14 protein-coding genes are annotated in these 18,352 nt (G+C 51.9%); 11 read left to right on the top strand and 3 right to left on the bottom strand.

Going from position 1 to position 18,352, the window contains the following annotated elements; genetic code table 11:
• Positions 1-124: 124 nt before the first annotated feature.
• The 7 genes from ACE5LO_RS22875 to ACE5LO_RS22845 all read left to right on the top strand — a co-directional run bounded on the left by ACE5LO_RS22875 (position 125) and on the right by ACE5LO_RS22845 (position 6,609).
• Positions 125-556: a hypothetical protein gene (locus ACE5LO_RS22875; protein ID WP_375522275.1), complete on the top strand. Its 432-nt coding sequence runs from the start codon at positions 125-127 to the stop codon at positions 554-556.
• A gap of 266 nt (positions 557-822) precedes the next feature.
• Complete coding sequence (locus ACE5LO_RS22870; RefSeq protein WP_375522274.1) at positions 823-1,050, top strand: helix-turn-helix transcriptional regulator; 228 nt, start codon at positions 823-825, stop codon at positions 1,048-1,050.
• A 155-nt stretch (positions 1,051-1,205) separates the two neighbouring features.
• On the top strand, positions 1,206-2,087 hold the full coding sequence (locus tag ACE5LO_RS22865; RefSeq protein ID WP_375522273.1) for a DNA-binding protein: 882 nt from the start codon (positions 1,206-1,208) through the stop codon (positions 2,085-2,087).
• Between the two features lie 1,031 nt (positions 2,088-3,118).
• Positions 3,119-4,021: a transposase gene (locus ACE5LO_RS22860; protein WP_375522272.1), complete on the top strand. Its 903-nt coding sequence runs from the start codon at positions 3,119-3,121 to the stop codon at positions 4,019-4,021.
• A gap of 641 nt (positions 4,022-4,662) precedes the next feature.
• Positions 4,663-5,376: a glycosyltransferase family protein gene (locus ACE5LO_RS22855; RefSeq protein WP_375522271.1), complete on the top strand. Its 714-nt coding sequence runs from the start codon at positions 4,663-4,665 to the stop codon at positions 5,374-5,376.
• A gap of 100 nt (positions 5,377-5,476) precedes the next feature.
• Positions 5,477-5,920, top strand: coding sequence for a hypothetical protein (locus tag ACE5LO_RS22850; protein WP_375522270.1), 444 nt, complete (start codon positions 5,477-5,479; stop codon positions 5,918-5,920).
• Positions 5,921-5,952: 32 nt separating this feature from the next.
• On the top strand, positions 5,953-6,609 hold the full coding sequence (locus tag ACE5LO_RS22845; protein ID WP_375522269.1) for a sulfotransferase family protein: 657 nt from the start codon (positions 5,953-5,955) through the stop codon (positions 6,607-6,609).
• Positions 6,610-6,677: 68 nt separating this feature from the next.
• On the opposite strand, the gene ACE5LO_RS22840 is transcribed toward ACE5LO_RS22845, so the two are convergent.
• Together ACE5LO_RS22840 and ACE5LO_RS22835 are read right to left on the bottom strand one after the other, a co-directional pair.
• Complete coding sequence (locus ACE5LO_RS22840) at positions 6,678-9,719, bottom strand: DEAD/DEAH box helicase (RefSeq protein WP_375522268.1); 3,042 nt, start codon at positions 9,717-9,719, stop codon at positions 6,678-6,680.
• On the bottom strand, positions 9,716-11,449 hold the full coding sequence (locus tag ACE5LO_RS22835) for an SWIM zinc finger family protein (RefSeq protein WP_375522267.1): 1,734 nt from the start codon (positions 11,447-11,449) through the stop codon (positions 9,716-9,718). Before ACE5LO_RS22835 ends, ACE5LO_RS22840 begins: the two co-directional genes overlap by 4 nt.
• 586 nt (positions 11,450-12,035) lie before the next feature.
• On the opposite strand from ACE5LO_RS22835, the gene ACE5LO_RS22830 reads away from it, so the two are divergent.
• Positions 12,036-13,511, top strand: coding sequence for a chitinase (locus tag ACE5LO_RS22830; RefSeq protein WP_375522266.1), 1,476 nt, complete (start codon positions 12,036-12,038; stop codon positions 13,509-13,511).
• A gap of 157 nt (positions 13,512-13,668) precedes the next feature.
• On the opposite strand, the gene ACE5LO_RS22825 is transcribed toward ACE5LO_RS22830, so the two are convergent.
• Complete coding sequence (locus ACE5LO_RS22825; protein ID WP_375522265.1) at positions 13,669-14,004, bottom strand: winged helix-turn-helix transcriptional regulator; 336 nt, start codon at positions 14,002-14,004, stop codon at positions 13,669-13,671.
• A gap of 268 nt (positions 14,005-14,272) precedes the next feature.
• Between ACE5LO_RS22825 and ACE5LO_RS22820 the strand changes: the two genes are divergently transcribed.
• The 3 genes from ACE5LO_RS22820 (at position 14,273) to kimA (ending at position 18,207) form a co-directional block, all read left to right on the top strand.
• Positions 14,273-15,037: a GTP cyclohydrolase II gene (locus tag ACE5LO_RS22820; RefSeq protein WP_375522264.1), complete on the top strand. Its 765-nt coding sequence runs from the start codon at positions 14,273-14,275 to the stop codon at positions 15,035-15,037.
• Positions 15,030-16,121, top strand: a complete 1,092-nt coding sequence (gene ribD / locus ACE5LO_RS22815) for a bifunctional diaminohydroxyphosphoribosylaminopyrimidine deaminase/5-amino-6-(5-phosphoribosylamino)uracil reductase RibD (protein WP_375522263.1) — start codon at positions 15,030-15,032, stop codon at positions 16,119-16,121. The genes ACE5LO_RS22820 and ribD overlap by 8 nt, the downstream gene beginning before the upstream one ends.
• Positions 16,122-16,380: 259 nt before the next feature.
• Positions 16,381-18,207 carry a potassium transporter KimA gene (gene kimA / locus ACE5LO_RS22810; RefSeq protein WP_375522262.1) on the top strand — a complete coding sequence of 609 codons (1,827 nt, stop codon included), beginning with the start codon at positions 16,381-16,383 and terminating at the stop codon, positions 18,205-18,207.
• The last annotated feature ends 145 nt before the right edge of the window (positions 18,208-18,352 follow it).

Below are 18,352 nucleotides of genomic sequence, written 5' to 3'. Positions count from 1 at the left end.
AATTTGGCAAAAGGGAGAAAGTGAAATTCGAGTCTATGACCTATTTTGCCGAAGATAGACGAATAAACAAGCCCCTCCCCCGAACGGACATATAATGCTGTATAACGAAAGGGGAGGTGTTCGAGTGTCCGGTTACAACTACGGTACAGGCCCAAGCAACTGCGACAATGGAAATTGCCCGGAACAAGTGATTACGGCTCCTACGAAAACTCAGTATGAGCATATTTACAAGAAACAACCGGTTCAGGTCATCCATCCGATTGAGATCGTGCGAAAATACCATTGCTGCCCCGTGTATCATCATTCTTATGTGTATAGCGTAAGAGACGAGTTTGAGAATCCGCTGGCCCCTGATCAACCATTGATTAGCAGCTACCGGAACAAGAATCTCAAGAAAAAATCCGCTGCAGGCCGCAAGGCTGCCGCTAGCCGCAAGGCCAGCGTGAGCAGTGCCAGAGCAAAAATGAAGAGCAAAGCAGTCAGCAAGTCTTCTGGCAGCAAGCTTAGAAGCAAGCCTGGCAGCAAATTTGCAAGCAAGAGCATGAAAAAAAGATAACAACCTTTTAGGACTATGCCTTGAACGCTTCGCGTGTTCAAGGCATTTTTTTGCTGGTTCATTCGAAAATGAGAAGAAAACTCCACTCCTTACGTACAGGAGTACACTAAATAATACACTTGGATGAAGAATGAAAGAACTGGAATCTATCACTCTGCATTAATTATATAACGCCCTATAGGACGTGTCCACAAGGTCGTAATAAATTATTCCCTATTTTGTTACCATAAATGAATAAATAATCATGGCAAGAGGGGTACACAGGGGTGAAAATCAAGGAAGCACGCGAATTAAAAAGGTTTGTACAGGAACAGATTGCTACCCTTGTTGGTACTTCTGTCCGGCATTATCAACGCATCGAAGCAGGGCAAGACATACCTAATGTGATTCTGGCCCTGGAAATCTGCCGTGTTCTGGAGGTTGACCCCCGTGATGTAGAAGAGTGGCAGGATAGCAGCAAACGCCCACGCCGCCGCCGCCCTATTCAAAAGTAAGAACACTCCCGTTAAATGTGGAGTGTTATTTGTTTTTAGCGCTGCATCAAGAGTAGTTGACCTGGGGCCGGAATATGTATATATTTGTAACATACTGGGATCTATTCACTCCATCTTTGATTTACACATCGTGAATCTAAATGGAGGTGTTTTTGTTGGAAGAAGTTTTAGACAAGAAGGAAGCCCTTTTCATGCTGTCTGAAAGCCATTATTTAGACAAAGCATTCGAACTGTTCAAAATCAGCTATCGTGAGGAAGAATGGGATAAAGCGGATGGTATCGCAGATTACATATACGAGACATCCAACAAATTGTATCAACAGCATATCTTTCGCACTGCTGCCCACCAAGCCGTAGACACTCCTCCCAGACGCCCACTTGTGTTTTATTATGCATACAGTTATCTCGCCAAGGCACTGGTTTATCAAAAAAAGGGTTTATATGAGCGGGCCAAAGAGTATATCGCCAAGTATAGTGACATGAGCTGGTTTCGCGGCTTGGATGAAGAAGGTCTGGAAGAGGTTGAAAAATTTCATTTTTGGGCTAAGGCAAACATATTTGCCGTTGATCTGATTTCAGGGAACCACAGAATATTGTCAGATTATGTCCAATTTCTCATAGATAATCCGGAAGAAATTTTACCAGGTATGGTTACGATTATGGAGGCGGCCAATCAAAATGATTGGAATGTGGATTATATCCTCCATCAATTTTCCCAGGACATAGAGAGCTTTGCGACATTGGAGGAAAACAATAACCAACTATACTATTTCACTCTTATGTTTCATTTGGCCATCTATTATTTGAAGCATAACAAATACACAGTTGCATTAAATTACATTCTGGATTCTCTACAAACCTCAAGCAGTATAAAGAGAGACAGCGAATTCAAAGCATTGGCCGCATTGTTCGAAACTTTCCGTGGTTATGCATCAGACGAGCAGCAGAAAGAATACCAAACCATTTTGAAAGGAGTTCTGACAGGTGAAAATGGTAAAGGCTTTAATCTCAGCAGGTATGGTGTTCGCTTTTCTTAGTATATCTATACCTTTGTCTCCGGCAAGTCCCGCCACGTCTACAACAAATCACGGCGTCGGGGGCTGACAGGACCTCGAAAGTATAACTTTGAACGGACGCCCCTGACGGGAGCGTTCGTTTTTTTATGGATAAGTCATCCAACTTTCGGTGCGACCAAGCCTAGGTTGTGAAGTTTAGCAGGTGGAAATCCTGCTTGGAAAGGCAAAGCCAAGCCACCAATAGCGAGTCTTGGACGGCTGGAAGTAATTTCAGACGTTAAGCGTAGACAGTTAGGTAGTAGGCCTGAAAGTGATAGAGCCTCGAAAAGAGTAAAACGGAGAGGTCGACGTTTTCGAAAGTACGGAAGACAACACTCATTCATGCGTTAAGGGTGAGGGTGAATGAGCTCTCTCGGGGTCGAAGAGCCAGGCATGCTATACAATGACTTCACAGCAACTTGGGAGACCCTGCCCATTCTTCAGAGGAAGTATGACAAACAACCGATCACAAGGGAGAATGTCAAATGATGGGCAGGGAGTCGGATCACTGCGTACTACCGATGAAACCGAGTAATGTCGGCAGAGGGAAGACAGTGACATATCACCGATCTTGTTAAGGACAAAATCGGCAAACAGGCTCTGAAATAACGGGGTAAAACGGAGATCTACTGCGGGGGTTGACGCTGAATCAAAGCAGACCGCTCTTTGCTAGCTTTCTTGCAAGAAGGGGATTCGACCCCCTTTGAGTCTAGTAGCCAGAGTGAGATGGGTGTCTATAGGGTGGTGCCTAATGCCTTTCCATACAGCTTTGCACGATTATCCCTTTTGATCAGAATGCGGGAGTTGGAGGTTCGGAGGGCCTAGGAGAAGGAATAAAGAGAAACGAGAAAAGAAAAAAAGAGAAAGAAAAAAAGAGGTAACTTAAGTGGTATGTTCGGCTTGAAACGGGAACATATGTTTGGTATAATGAAAAAAAGAACTTATGTTCGTGGATTATGGATTATGGATTATGGATTATGGATTATGGATTATGGATTTGGGGGCGAGCAGACATGGAAGTCCAAACGGAAACGGAACTTCAATCCTTTAGCAGTCGTTATCACAACGAGCAGGCCTGCATGGAGGCATTGATCGCGATGAAGTGGCCGAACGGCTTCGTCTGCCCGCGTTGCGCTCACACCCGCTGCAGTCGTCTAACTTCCCGACGTGTCCCTTTGTTCGAGTGCACAAGGTGTGCGCATCAAACGTCGGCTTTGGTGGGCACGATTTTTGAACGAACGCATCTCCCCCTGACCAAGTGGTTTCAGGCGCTGGAGTTGTTTCTGCTGCCCGACGGCATCTCGGCGATGCGGCTGAGCCAGGTGATCCAGGTCACCTACAAGACCGCATGGCTCATGCTGCATCGCATCCGCCATGCCGTCGGAGAGTTTGACGCCCGGGAGCTGCTCTGCGGAGATGTGAAGGTGAACAGTGACCTGTATGGGTGTAATCCGTCCCGGCCTCAGTTTCCTCATCCGCATGCTTCGGTGGTCGTAGCCGGGTGCACGGTCACGGAGTCGGGCGAGCCGGAGCAGGTCAAAATCCGCCCGATCCCGCAGAGGAAGGGGGAGGGGCAAAGAGCAAATCGTCACGAACTCGCTGCGTTCATCAACGAACAGGTAGATGTCCGTGCATCGGAGGTACAATCGTTCCTTCAAGCCTATCGGCTGTATAGACCCTTGCGTAAAGTGGTGAGAGAGGCGTGGACATCGCTGAAGAGTACGTATGTAGCCTTGGGTCCGAAACATCTGCAGGCGTACCTCAACGAGTACACCGGCCGCCGCCGACTGCGCTTAATCGAAGGAGAAGAAACGATGTGGCAGAAGTTACTGTACATGGTCGTGACGATTCCGGCGATCCCTTACCGCCAACTGATTGCATGCCAACCGATGCAGCCTCTTGCGGCTGCGTCCTAATTGCAGTACTTGAACCTAATTGCAGTACTTAAACGAGGAAAGGTGAGCCTAAGGTTCGTCGCTTGATCGGTGTGGGCCAGTGTGGGCTAGTATGAACGAGGAAATCGGAAAAATTCGGGTTCAAGCGGCAACGAGGACCAGGGGCTTTTTATTTTTTCGGTGCCTTGCTCCGCTCCTTCCTTCTCCCTCCTTCTCTCTCGGTCGGTTTCACATCACCTAAACGCTCTGCTTTCTCCTAAGAACGTCTCATGACCTCGAACCGATCTGCTTCTCAAGACACAATCAAAAAAATAATAGACCCATTCGATGGTCCTGAATCGCGTAACAACAGGCATTTTTGTGCCTCATATGCTCCGTTATTTTCTTTAACGTGCCTAAAGTATATTTTTGGTTCCCGGTTTTCTGTTTTTCTTGACCTGATCCAACGGGATAATCGTGCAAGGCTCCTGAAAAGAGAGTATCCCATGTCTTGCCACGATCGGATGGCGGCCTGACTGTCCAGCACTAGAAAGGGATTCGAATTCCTCAGAACGCAGTAGTTACAAAGGTTGAAGTGGATTTGGGCTCTGCGAAAGTTGACCAAGTTATTCGAGGTTATACTCCAAAACATGGCTTCATACAAATAAAATTATGGAGATTACATGGAAATGAGAGGGAGTATGATGACGGAAAAGGAAGATACCGTTTGTTTTGTAACTTGCGTGAATGATGAGGAACAGTACAACTTATGCGTGAAGCACCTTCAATTTCTGTCTTTTCCGCCGGGCGTTCGTTGCGAAACCTACTTCAACAGGGGAGCGTCCAGCCTCGCGTCCGGTTATAATCAAGCCATTCGTGAATCACGCGCGAAGTACAAGGTCTATTTGCACCAGGATACGTTTATCATGAACACCAACTTTATTTCCGATCTGCTTTCTTTGTTTAAAAGCCATCCGCAGCTCGGTCTGGTCGGGCTCATTGGTGCGGGAACGATTCCAAATCACGGTGTTTGGTGGTATTCAGACCAGCTTGTGGGGAAAGTGATTGAACATCGCCACACATACCAATATGTGAAATTCACCGAGGCAGAGGCTCCTTTTCAAAGCGTGGCTGCAGTGGATGGCCTATTGCTGGCGACTCAATATGATATTCCATGGCGGGAGGATATTTTTGACGGCTGGCATTATTACGACCTGTCCCAATGCTTCGAATTCAGAAGAAGAGGGTATTCTGTGGGCATCCCGCATCAGGCTGAGCCGTGGGCCCTTCATAACTGTGGACTCATGAATACGGATGAAGATCCTGTCTACCACCATTACAGGATGAAATTTCTGCACGAATATGGCAGCGATCCTGGAATGTTGAGGTCCTTATGAGTTTCCCCTGAAAAATCAGCGGGGGAGTGTCCGAAAAAATGAGTCAGATTACTGAGAGCAGCTTGCTCTGCTTCGTTACTTATGTAAAGGAGGAATAATTTTGCATGAAGTAAGTAAGCTGTTTCTGGTATTCGCTCTTCATCGTTCCGGATCAAGTGCAGTTGCTGGTGTAGCTGGCTTGAAAGATCCCGGAATGGTCATCACATTTGACTTTTTGAAACCTTATTTTGAAATGCTCAATGATATTACCTACGTATTTGTGTGGTGTCCATTGAATGAGTGTATTCAATCGCTTGCTCATAGACACAATGCTGATTTCGCTGCTGCACAAACGGTTCTGGAGCCTTACTTTGCGAATCTGAATTACCATCGAGAACAACTGGAGAAAGGAAATAAAGACATCGTGGATATTTATTTCGCAGACCTTTTGGAAAATCCAGAGGATTTTGTGAAAAATATTTATCTGAGACTGAACTACAATAGTAACTACATTGACTTCGATGTCATTAAAGAATTTCTCAATCAGGACTTAAAACATGTGTGAATGAAATGTGAGTTTGTAAAGGAGGAACAACTTTGTATGAAATAAGTAAGCTTTTTCTAGTATTCGCCCTTCATCGTTCCGGATCAAGTGCAGTTGCTGGTGTGTTATATCATATGGGAATCCCTATGGGGGATAGATTATTAGGACCCAATCCTACAAATCCCAAAGGACATTTCGAAAATTTGGACTTTGTAGCGCTAAACGATAAAATTCTTGGATCTGTTGGAGCTGCGTGGGATCGTCCTCTGTCCCGGGACAGGATCATGGCTTCCAAACTCCCCGAGAATGAAGTTTATTCAATTCTGCTCAAACAATCCAAGCCTGTTTATGGCTTAAAAGATCCCAGAATGGTCATCACATTTGATTATTTGAAGCCTTTTTTAGAAGTACTTAATAATATTACCTATGTATTTGTGTGGCGGCCCTTGGATGAGAGTATTCGATCGCTTGCTCATAGAAGCAATTCTGATTACGCTACTGCACAAACGATTCTGGGACCATACAATGCGAATCTAAATGTTCATCGGGAACAGCTGGAGAAAGAAAATAAAGACATCGTGGATATTCGTTTCGCAGATCTGTTGGAAAATCCGGAGGATTTTGTGAAAAAGATTAATCTTAGACTAAACTATGATATTAATTACGATAAAATAAATGAATTTCTCGATAAGGATTTAAAGCATTTTTGAATGAAATGTGAGTAAGCGGCCTTAGTCCTGAGTTCCACAGGAATAAGGCCGCTTCGTTTTAAACGCGGTTATTCGGCGGTCCACTCGCGGCGGAGGGTGAAGAGATTTTGCAGCTCCTCGTTCGACAGCTCGGTAATCCAGCCCTCTGTGCTGGAGATGACCTGATCGCTGAGCTGCTGCTTGCTCTCCAGCATTTCGTCGATCCGTTCCTCCAGTGTGCCCAGGGCGATGAATTTGTGAACCTGTACATCTTTGGTCTGCCCCATCCGATACGCCCGATCTGTCGCCTGATTCTCAACGGCCGGGTTCCACCAGCGGTCAAAATGGAAAACATGGTTGGCTGCCGTCAGATTCAGGCCGACGCCGCCCGCCTTGATGGAGAGGATAAATACGTTTGGTTGCTCGGCGGCGGGCAGGTCCTGGGATTGAAACTGCGTGATCATGCGGTCGCGGGCGGTTTTGGAGGTTCCGCCATGCAGATAGAGCACAGGCTCCTGCAGCTCCTGGCCCAGCACATTCTGCAGCATAGCTCCCATCCCGATATATTGTGTGAAAATGAGGCACCGCTCGCCTTCTTCGCGCAGCTCCTTCACCATGGCGACAAGGCGCTCCAGCTTGGCAGAGCGGCTGATCAGGCGGGCGCACTCCGCAGGGCCGCTCCCTGTGCCGCCTCCAGAGCTGCCGTCTCCAGCCGGCACAGGCTCCTCCACCATTTCCTTGGTGAGCAGCACCGGATGGTCACAGAGCTGCTTGAGCTGCGTGAGCGCTGACAGAATCGCACCTTTGCGCTCCATGCCTTCCAGCTCCTTCATCCGTTCCATTAACTGATGAACGGTCTGCTCATACAGAGCGCTCTGCTCGGGCGTGAGATGAATGTAGGTTTTCATTTCATTTTTGTCAGGCAGAGCAAGCTGAATCGCCGGGTCCTTCTTCTTGCGGCGCAGCATGAACGGCTTGACCAGCCGCTGCAGGTCGTGCGTCCGCTGTTCGTCTTGATCTTTCTCAATCGGCTGAATGAAGCGGGTCGTAAAAGCCCGCAGACTGCCGAGATAGCCCGGATTGATGAAGTCGTAAATAGACCACAGCTCTGCCAGCCGGTTCTCGACCGGGGTGCCGGTCAAGGCGATCCGGTGGCGGGCGGACAGGCTGCGCACGGCGGCGGACTGTTTGGTCTGGGCGTTCTTGATGTTCTGGGCCTCGTCCAGGCAGATGGATTCCCACGTGAACGATTGCAGCAGCTCCTGATCGAGTGTGGCGGTGGCATAGGTGGTCAGGACGATGTCGGCCTGGCTGATTTGCTGCGCAAATGCTTCCCCGCCGGACCGTCTGCTTCCATAATGGAGCATCACCCTTAAGGAGGGGGCAAAACGCTCCAGCTCCTTCTGCCAGTTGCCAAGCACCGAGGTGGGGCAGATGAGCAGGGCAGGAAGGGCCGTCTCCAGCTCCGCTGTTTCCCGGAGATGCAGCAGATAGGTGATGAACTGGATCGTTTTGCCCAGGCCCATGTCATCTGCCAGACACGCCCCCAAACCGAGCTGACGCAGAAACGCAAGCCAGCCATATCCCTCAAGCTGGTAGGAACGCAGCTCGGCCTGCAAGCCCGCCGGCACGGACGGCTGCGGCCATTCAGCTCTGCGCTCAAGCTGGCCGAGAAGCTGCTGCAGGTACGTGTCAAGCTCCACTTCCAGCTTGATCGGCTCTTCTTCTTCAGCTTCCTGACCGTTCGCCGGTCCTTTCGCTTTCGGCCCGCGCCGCCACGGCTGCTCCTGGTTCTGCAGCAGGTGAAGATGCAGCACATCCTGAAAGGACAGGCCCTGCGAGCTGTCCACTCCCTCCATGATCCGCCGGATATGCTCCAGCAGGGCCGGATCAAGCGTAATCCATTGATCGCGAAAGCGGACCAGACGCTCATTGCGGGCGGCGATCTCGGCGAATTCCTCCTCAGTCAGATCCGCATCCCCGACCGCAATCCGCCAGTCGAAGCTGATGATCGCATCCATGCCGAACAGCGATTTGCCCCGGCTGGTGTCGGTGCTCTCCTCGGAGCGCAGCTTGGCCCGCAGCCGTGGCTTCTTGCGCGAAGCGGCTTCCCACCAGGCCGGCAGCAGTACCTGCCATCCGGCCTCCAGCAGGCGGCGGCTGTCGGACGTCAGGAACCGCCAGGCGGCCTCGTCCGCCAGCGGGCTGCCCAGCACGCCGCCGCTTCCGCCGGACAGCTGGTCCGCGCTCAGGTTGGCGCGCAGACCAGCGAGCCAGGCTGGCGAGCGGTCCCGCACATGAGCCGTCCAGTGGTCCGGCCAGTCCCCGGCCGCCTGCCCGTCATCGCGCAGCCGAATGGGCACCAGGCTGGCCGGATCAAGCTTGTCCTGCAGCACAAGCCGCAGCCGCCACTGCCATTCTTCGTCGTCCGGCTCCAGCAGCTGCAGCAGCGGACGAAACGGCGCGCTGTCCGCTTTCCAGCCGATGGATACGAGCCAGCCTGTTTCGTCCCAGGCGGTAGCAGCACCGTTGTCTGCGAAAAGCTGGGGATATTCCCGCCGCAGGTCGGCCGCTTCCGCTTCCGTGCCGTACCAGCGCTGGAAGACCGCCGCCGAGAAAGCCGCCGCCAGCCCTTCATCCGCCGCGCTCTCCTTGAGCGCGGTCCGCAGCCCGGAATCCGCCATCGTATCCTCCTTCTCCGGTGAAGAGGGCTTGGTACGCAGGCTCTGTTCCAGCGCATCGGTGTCCCAAATCCACTCCAGCCGCCCGGACCGGAAGGCGGCGAAGCTCGGGATGTATTTTCGCTCTTCGATACAGGCGGCGAGCGTTAGGGCAAGCGGGGCAATCCCCGATGCGTCCTGGCCCCATGCCCATTCGATATGCTCCGGCAGCTCGCGCCGCGCGAAGAAGGGAATCACCTGCTCGGCAGGCAGAATAATGATCTCGGCACCCTGTACTTGCCTGACTTCCAGCTCCGTGCCGTAACAGGACGGTTCATGCCATGCGAATAAACGGTGCTTCAGCTTCAGCCCGGGCACATAGCCGCCCGTCTCGGTTGTGCCGTAGATGAGCGCGTCTCCATGGGCGCTGAGCGTAATATGAACGGTATAAGCCGACGTGAATGTACTCATGAGAGCAGCTTTCCTTTCCGTAGCTCCTCCTGCAGGGCGCGCAGTCGTCCGTGACGGCGGGTAAAGGAGGCGAAGAACGCTTGCCAGCGGTCCTCAAGCTTCAATTTCTTGTACAGCTTGGCCAGCCTTTTCAGCAGCTTGACCGCAGCTTTGTAATCGTGCCTGTTCTTGAGCAGGACGTATCTTTCCACCGCCTGATGGTAGAAAGGCAGCAGCAGCTCGGGCGCATGCCGTTCTAGTGGCTGCAGTTCCGCAACGCGGAAGTCGAGCGGTTCCGCACCGGTGCTCAGCTGATAATCCATCCACTGCCGATACCTGCCCCGCTCCAGCAGAGCCTGTGCATAGATGTCCCCGGACAGCGGCAGCATGACGGTCAGCGTGTCCCACATCCTCGTCTCCAGCTCCGGCAGATGCTCCAGCGCCGTCCGCCAGTAAGCAAGATACTCGTCCAGGCTTCCCGTCCCCAGCAGGAGGCCAATAGCGGTGAGGCCGTCAACAAGCCGCGCCCATTCTCCCTTCCCGTGCAGCTCACTCAGCAGTAGCAGAAGCTGGGCGGGCGGGAGCTGCCGGGCCGTGCTGCGGTCCGCTGCCTGCAGATGCTGCCATGCTTCCTCATCGCGTGACAGGAATACATACATCCAGCTGCGGGCCAGCAGCTCCGGCACCCGGGCGGGAGCGCTCTCCTGAGCTCCTTCAGCCGTCTCCAGCAGCCGCAGTTCCTCCCGGAACATCTCTGGTCCGTCCGTGTGGGGAGCGAGCCACTGTTGCCAGAACCGGTAATAGATATCCGGGAAATAGTGGAGCCGTCCGCCGCTTTCGTTCCGCATCCGCTCCCGCAGATAATCGAGCGTGTCCGTTACCATGCTCCAGTGTCCTGGATGACCCTCAATAGCCAGCTCCTCCGACAAGCTTAGATGAATCGCGGCCTTTATTTCGTCAGCGGCAATTTGCGTGTGATACCCAAGGTACAAGTGGGCGCCACGAGCCGCGCCCGGGGCGAGCCCGATCAGCCTGTCCAGCACGAACAGATGGGCATGCAGCCCGAATAGCTGCTCCAGCACGGGGGCGAGCCTCGGCTTGAGAGCATAGATCGCTTCCAGCGCCTGGTGAGCATATTGGAAGGGCTGCGCACCGCTCCCGAAAGGGACGGTGCATTGACTGAACAGGTCATGCCACTGGGCTGTGCTCATGTCCGCGATGGCCGGTTCAGCGGCATATTCGTGGTCCGCTCGCAGCATGGAGCTGTTCGGCTCTGCGGTATGCTCACGGTCCACTAGCGGCATGGCGCTGGAGGGCCTGCTGACTTGCTCGCGGTCCGCTCCAGGCAGTGCGGGGAAGCGCCCAGCGCCGCTACCGGAAGCATGGTCTGCTTCCGCATACGCCTGAGTCTGCGCCCTGCTGGCCAGGCCAGCCGAATGGGCGTTCACGATGCTGAAGACCGGCCGCTCCTTCAGCGCCGCGTACTGTAGCAGGACCGCGATCATATGCCTGCAGCCGCCTTTCTCCCCGCAGGAGCACTCGCTGTCTTCAAGAGAGTGAAGGTTGAGGGTGACGCGGGCAGAAGCCCCGTTTTCCTGAACAATTGCTGCTACAGATCCGGAATCAGCTATCGTAAGTTCATCAACCCGCCCTTGCTTGTAATATTGAAATCCGCGCTTGATCGTCAGATCGCTGAAATGCTCCGCAACCTGCTGCACAAGCCCGGTCCACTGTGTATCATTCATTTTCATCCGTCCCGTCTCCATACTGCTAAATATGAACTCCTTCTATTATAACAGCTACACCAGCTAAAGATTGTCCCCTCTCATCCTATAAATTTCCCCCTGTGAGAGGAAGGATCGCAATGCTATATTTATGGAAAATATATCCTGAAAACCAGTGCATGACGACTGGCCGCTGGAATGAGGAATTGTCGTCCTTTTCCGCTAACGGACCAGAACGCTCTTATTTGCTTCAAAAGGCGGAATTTCATTGTCCTAACGGACTGGGAAGACCCTATTCACCCCAAAATGACCCAAAACATGCGTTTAAATGCTAAATAGAGGCTAATAGGTCCGTTAAAACTCCAAAATGCTTGATTTTGCCGAAATAGCGGCAATACAGTCCGTTAGGCTGAGATAGCGGCAATACAGTCTGTCAGAATGATCACGTACGCCGCCTGGTCTGGCAAGCTATGATTTCGATTTTGAACCAAACCAAAATTGCTTATGATCTTACGTTTTAGCAGATTTATGCCTATCTGTCCGCGATGAAGGAGGTGATGCCGAGAGAGTGGAGAGAGATCATAGATTTTACTATGAAGAGGAGGAATTTTCTATGATTCGAGAATGGTTGACCGTCTGTCGTCAAAATGGCAAGCTGCTGTCCCTTTTGCTGGTCCTGACCCTGATGACTGCGCTGCTGCCGGCCGCGGCCTTCGCTGCGGACAAGGGAGCATGGGCCCCTAATGTGAGCTATACGGTGAATGATACGGTCACCTATGGGGGAGCAACCTATCAATGCCGCCAGTCGCATACGTCCCTGACTGGCTGGGAGCCATCCAATGTACCTGCACTGTGGCTGCTGGTTGAGGATGGAGGAGGCGGGGAAACGGATGATACGACGGCGCCCTCCGTACCGGCCAACCTGAAGGCAACCGGGACGACCTCATCCAGTGTGTCCTTGTCCTGGAGCGCCTCCACGGATAATGTCGGGGTGACCGGGTATGTCGTCTATCAGGGCACTAACCAGGTGCTCACCGTATCCGGCACGACGGCTACGGTAACCGGACTTGCCGCCAGTACATCCTATGTGTTTAGTGTAGCAGCCAAGGATGCCGCTGGAAATACGTCTGCCAAGAGCACCCAGGTGACGGCGACGACGGCTCCTTCCGGCGGGGACGGAGGAAACGGCGACCTGCCGAAGCATACGCTTACCGGGTACTGGCAGAACTTCGTGAATGGGGCCACTAACTTGAGATTGCGTGATGTGCCTGATGAATATGATATCATCGTGCTGGCTTTTGCCGATATGGATACCTCCAGACCGGGGGCGGTTAAATTTAACGTGGACTCTTCGCTCTCCTCGGCATTGGGCGGGTACAGCAACGCCGATCTGATCAGCGACATTCGCGCCAAACAGGCGAAGGGCAAAAAGGTCATTATCTCCATCGGCGGGGAGAGAGGCAATATTGATCTTAGCGTGGCCTCACCGAACGTGTCCAATTTTGTGGAAAGCATGTCCGGTCTGATCTCCCAATTCGGCCTCGACGGCCTTGATGTCGATCTGGAGCATGGCATGAATGTGCCGAATTTAACGAACGCGATCCGCCAAATTCAGCAGAGGGCAGGCTCTGACTTCGTGCTGACCATGGCACCGCAAACGATTGATATGCAGAATGAAAATACGACCTACATGCAGCTCTATAAAAATTTGAAAGACATCACAACCGTCATCAATGTTCAATACTACAATTCAGGCTGTATGCTGGGACGTGACGGCAAATGTTATTCCCAGGGCAATGTGGACTTCCTGACCGCTCTGTCGGACTTGACGCTGCAGTGGGTGTCGCCTTCGCAACTGGGCTTGGGCGTTCCGGCTACTGCGAATGCGGCTGGCGGGGGTTACGTGGATGCTTCTGTTGTGAACAACGCCCTGGGCTGTCTTGCGACAGGCAGCGGCTGTGGCAGCTATAAACCGGTGGCTCGCTACCCGGATTTACGCGGGGCCATGACCTGGTCTGTGAACTGGGATGCGACCAGCGGCTATCGATTGGCCAAGACGGTGAAGCCGTATCTGGAGCGCATGCCCTAATCTCCGCTCCAGGAGAGCGCGGCATAAAAGAGCATGCGAGGCATAAAAGAACGTATACGACGTGCATTCGTGGAAGTCAGACCACGATTGAACAACAAACAAGCCCAAAAGACTTCCGTAAGTGTGTCTTTTGGGCTTGTTCATTTATCAATCTCCGTTATTGCTTCTCCAGGGCAGGCAGCACTTCAATCCAGCGGGTGGCCCAGCCTTGGATGTTTTCCAGCAAAGGGGCCAGCTCGCGGCCTTTCTGAGTCAGTGAATATTCGATGCGGACCGGCTTCTCGGGATACACAGTACGTTCAATAATCCCTTCCTCCTCCAGCTCCTTCAGACGCTCCGAAAGAACCTTGCCGCTCAGATTGGGCAGCGAATTCTCGATGGCGACAAACCGCTGCGGACCAGCCATGAGCTGATAGACGATTAATGTGGTCCAGCGCTTGCTCAGCAGTTCGACGGCTTTTTCGAACCGGGGGCATAATTGTGACGTTTCCATTCTCCTATCACCTCTTTGGGCTTTATTATACTAAGGCTTATTAAAATATACAATGTAACTTTTAGTAATGTTATTGACTTGACGAAATGTGATTTTATAAATATACTCTGTTACATAAAGTAATCAAATGAAACGAAGTTACATCTAAAATTTGGATGAATCATATTTTTCTTTTAATTACACGAACATATGTGCTATTATTTGTATGTGCTAGTTATATTCAACCTGCTGGGCGGGGTAATCTTATAGAAGCTAAGGATGGTGCAGCATGATTCATAACAAGGCAGTTTCCCTTTTGAAAGATAAAATAGCGACCGTACAATCCGATACATCGACCAATATTCTGGTCGGACCCATCAGGCTTCCGGTGAATCTTGACGGGCAAACCGTGGTGTTCCAGTGGTACTCCTGGTTGCCTGTGCAAAGCGAGGAGGACATGGCCGCCTGCCAGACGGCTTCGACCGAAACCTTGATCAAGCGGCTTTCCTCCCTTAATCTGGCGGAAGGACAGCAGTCCAGCGTGCTGGTCTATGGTGATTTTGAGCACGCCGGGGATGCGCTGATCCGCATGCACAGCATCTGCCATACAGGTGATATTTTCGGCAGCAAACGCTGTGATTGCGGGTATCAGCTTCACCAGTCCATGAGAATGATTGTGGAGAACGGGGCAGGAGCTCTCTTTTATCTGGCGAATCATGAGGGAAGAGGCATCGGGCTGTTCAGCAAAGCGATGGCTTATATTTTGCAGGAGAACGGCATGGATACAGTGGAAGCGAATCTGGAGCTCGGTTTTGCCGACGATTCTCGCAGCTACACAGATGCCATCAGCATTCTCAAGCATCTGAGACAGCAGCCGGTCACACTCATTACGAACAATCCGAAGAAGCTTGAGGCCTTGAAGGCTTCCGGCATGAATGTGGTCAAGCGTGTCCCGCTATGGGGCGATGTCTCTGAATTTAACGTCAAATATCTGCAGACGAAGGTGAAGCGTTCCGGTCACTTCGGTCAAAATGAGGAGATTTTGCATGCATGAAACCTACATGAGACTGGCTCTGGATAATGCGAAAGCAGCCCGGGGCCAAACCCGGCCCAACCCGATGGTTGGCTCGGTCATCGTCAAGGATGGGAGAATTGTGGGGATTGGGGCCCATCTGAAGCCGGGCGAGCCCCACGCGGAGATTCACGCGCTGCGCATGGCTGGCGAGCATGCGGAAGGGGCGACCATCTATGTTACGCTGGAGCCCTGCTCGCATCATGGACGGACAGGTCCGTGCGCCGAGGCCATCGTGCGCGCTGGCATCCGCCGTGTCGTCATTGCCGCGCTGGACCCGAATCCGCTCGTGGCGGGCCGAGGTGTGCAAATATTGAAGGATGCGGGCATTGAAGTCATCCAGGGCGTATTGGAAGAAGAAGCCGAGCGGTTAAACGAAGTGTTCAATGCTTATATTGTGAGCAAGCGGCCTTTTGTCACCATCAAATCCGCAGTCACGCTCGACGGCAAAATTGCAACCCGGACGGCCAGCAGCAAATGGATCACCTCCGGGGAGGCCAGAGAGGATGTTCACAGGCTGCGTCATGAGCATGCCGCCATTCTGGTGGGTGTGCAGACCATCCTGCATGACGACCCCCAGCTCACCACCCGTCTGCCTGATGGCAGAAATCCGCTGCGCGTCATTCTGGACAGCCGCCTGCGCACTCCTCTGGATGCCCGCGTGGTAACGGACGGCGAGGCGGAAACCTGGATTTTTACCGGCAGCGCGCCGGATGAGGACAAGCAGCGGCAGTTTGAACAAGCGGGGGTCAAAGTCATCCCGACGGAAGGCGAGCGGGTGAATCTGGAGCAGGTGCTGGACATTCTGGGCCAGCATGAAATTTCCTCGCTGCTCGTGGAAGGCGGAGGGCAAGTGAACGCCTCGTTTGTGCAGCAGGGGCTGGCTGACAAGCTTGTACTCTATGTGGCCCCCAAGCTGGTCGGAGGCAAGGATGCGCCTACCTTCCTTGAAGGTCTGGGCGCAGCGGTTATGGATGAAGCCGTCTCCCTGACCCGCTTGAGTGTGCAGCAGGTTGGTGTTGATCTGAAGATTGAAGCTTATTTTCCGAAAGCGGATAGAAGCTAATTGCTATAGATTAATCCGGACGAGATTGCAAAAGCCAGCAAGAGCTTTATGTTAAAAAAGGTTGTTTTACTCGCTTACATGAATCCATTCAGGCAAAATTGACACAAATAAGAAAAAGGAGCATTTTACACAAACCGTTCTAAAGGGATATTCTATTCAAGGCCCGTTCAGCCTCCAATAATTTAGGCTGTTGCAGGGAAAGCTATATGCACGCGGGTTTTGAATGAATGACTTCCTAGGAAAGTTACGGTGAGGACAAATGCTACCCTATTTGAAACGATTTTTAATCGGAAGGCCTCTGAAATCACATGAAGCCAGTGAGCAGAAGCTGAACAAGACAAAAGCGCTCGCGATTCTCTCATCGGATGCCCTTTCGTCCGTGGCCTACGGTCCTGAACAAATATTGCTGGTGCTGGTCACCCTCGGCACGGCCGCCTTCTGGTATTCAATCCCCATCGCCGTTGGTGTTTTAATTTTGTTGGCTGCGCTGATCCTGTCCTACCGGCAAATTATTTTTGCTTATCCTCACGGCGGCGGAGCCTATGTCGTCTCCAAAGAAAATTTGGGCAAGTATCCTGGCTTAATAGCAGGAGGCTCGCTGTTGGTGGATTATATTTTGACGGTGGCGGTCAGCGTATCTGCCGGTACGGATGCCATCACCTCCGCTTTTCCCGGCCTGCATTCCTATAATGTGTTGATTGCGGTCATATTTGTGCTGTTGATCACGCTGCTGAATTTGAGAGGGGTTACAGAATCGGCCTCGGTTCTGGCATACCCTGTTTATTTGTTTGTGCTGGCTCTTTTTATACTGATTGGTGTTGGTCTGTATCGGATTGCAACAGGTCAGGTTGCTCCTGAATTGCACACTTCCATCGGCACTCCGGTGGCGGGAATAAGCTTGTTCATTCTGCTGCGGGCCTTTTCTTCAGGAAGCTCGGCTCTTACCGGAGTTGAGGCTATCTCCAATGCGATTCCGAATTTTAGGGACCCGGCTCCGAACAATGCGGCAAAAACGCTAATGGCCATGGGGCTGCTGCTTGCTCTGCTTTTCTCAGGGATTGTGTGTTTGGCCTATTATTACGGAGTAAGCCCCGTGGGAGAGGTGACGGTCTTATCCCAAATCGCCGAGCAAACCTTCGGACGGAATTTTATGTATTTCTTTATCCAGGGAACCACGGCGCTTATTCTGATTCTGGCTGCCAATACGGGGTATTCGGCCTTCCCGCTGCTGGCGGTCAATCTGGCAAAAGACAAATTTATTCCCCGCATGTTTACGGTACGAGGGGACCGTCTGGGGTACTCCAACGGTATTATCATCCTGGGTCTGCTCTCCATTGTATTAATCATGGCCTTTAAAGGGCAAACCGAGCATCTGATCCCGCTTTATGCGGTGGGTGTATTTATACCCTTTACCCTGTCCCAGACCGGGATGATGTTGAAATGGCTGCGTGAGCGACCGCAGGGGTGGGGGCTCAAATTCATTATTAACACCATCGGAGCCTTGATCAGCTTTATTGTGGTGATCATGTTCTTTTTAACGAAATTTAGCCAGGTGTGGCCTGTGCTGGTGTTCCTGCCGCTCATCATTTTGCTTTTTTACCGGATCCGGAAGCATTATGACGCTGTGGCTGAACAGCTCAGAATCTCGACATGCAAGCCCGCTGTTCCTATCGACGGCAATGTCGTGATCCTGCCGGTCGCAGGTATTACCCATGTCGTCGAAAATTCGTTGAACTATGCGAAGTCACTGTCCCCGCATCAGATTATTGCCGTATATGTTCCATTCGAGCGGGGGGATGAAGTGGCCTTCGAGAAGAAGTGGGAAGCCTGGCACCCGGATGTCCGCCTGGTGACGCTGTATTCTCCTTACCGGAGCATCATTCATCCATTGACTAAATTTATCGATACCGTCCAGCGTAAGGCAAGCGAAGCGAACTATCAGGTTACGGTGGTGATTCCACAGTTTATTCCGAAAAAAGGCTGGCACAATATTTTGCATAACCAATCCAGCTTGCTGATTCGGGCCCACTTGCTTTACCGCAGAAATGTCATTATCACGACAGTGCCTTATCATTTGCAAAAGTAAATTCAACGATGGTCATGTTATATGTTATAACCTCAACTTTAGCAGCATGAAATCGGCAAATAGGCCCTGATATAACGGGGTAAAACGGAGATTCCCTGCTGGGGTTGACGCTGAATCAAAGCAGACCGCTTTTTGCTAGCTTTCT

The organism is Paenibacillus medicaginis (genome assembly GCF_042138635.1).
GTDB classification, from domain to species: Bacteria; Bacillota; Bacilli; order Paenibacillales; family Paenibacillaceae; genus Paenibacillus; species Paenibacillus medicaginis.
The sequence above is the reverse complement of the archived record's forward strand: the minus strand, read 5'-3'. Positions and strand labels throughout refer to the sequence as shown.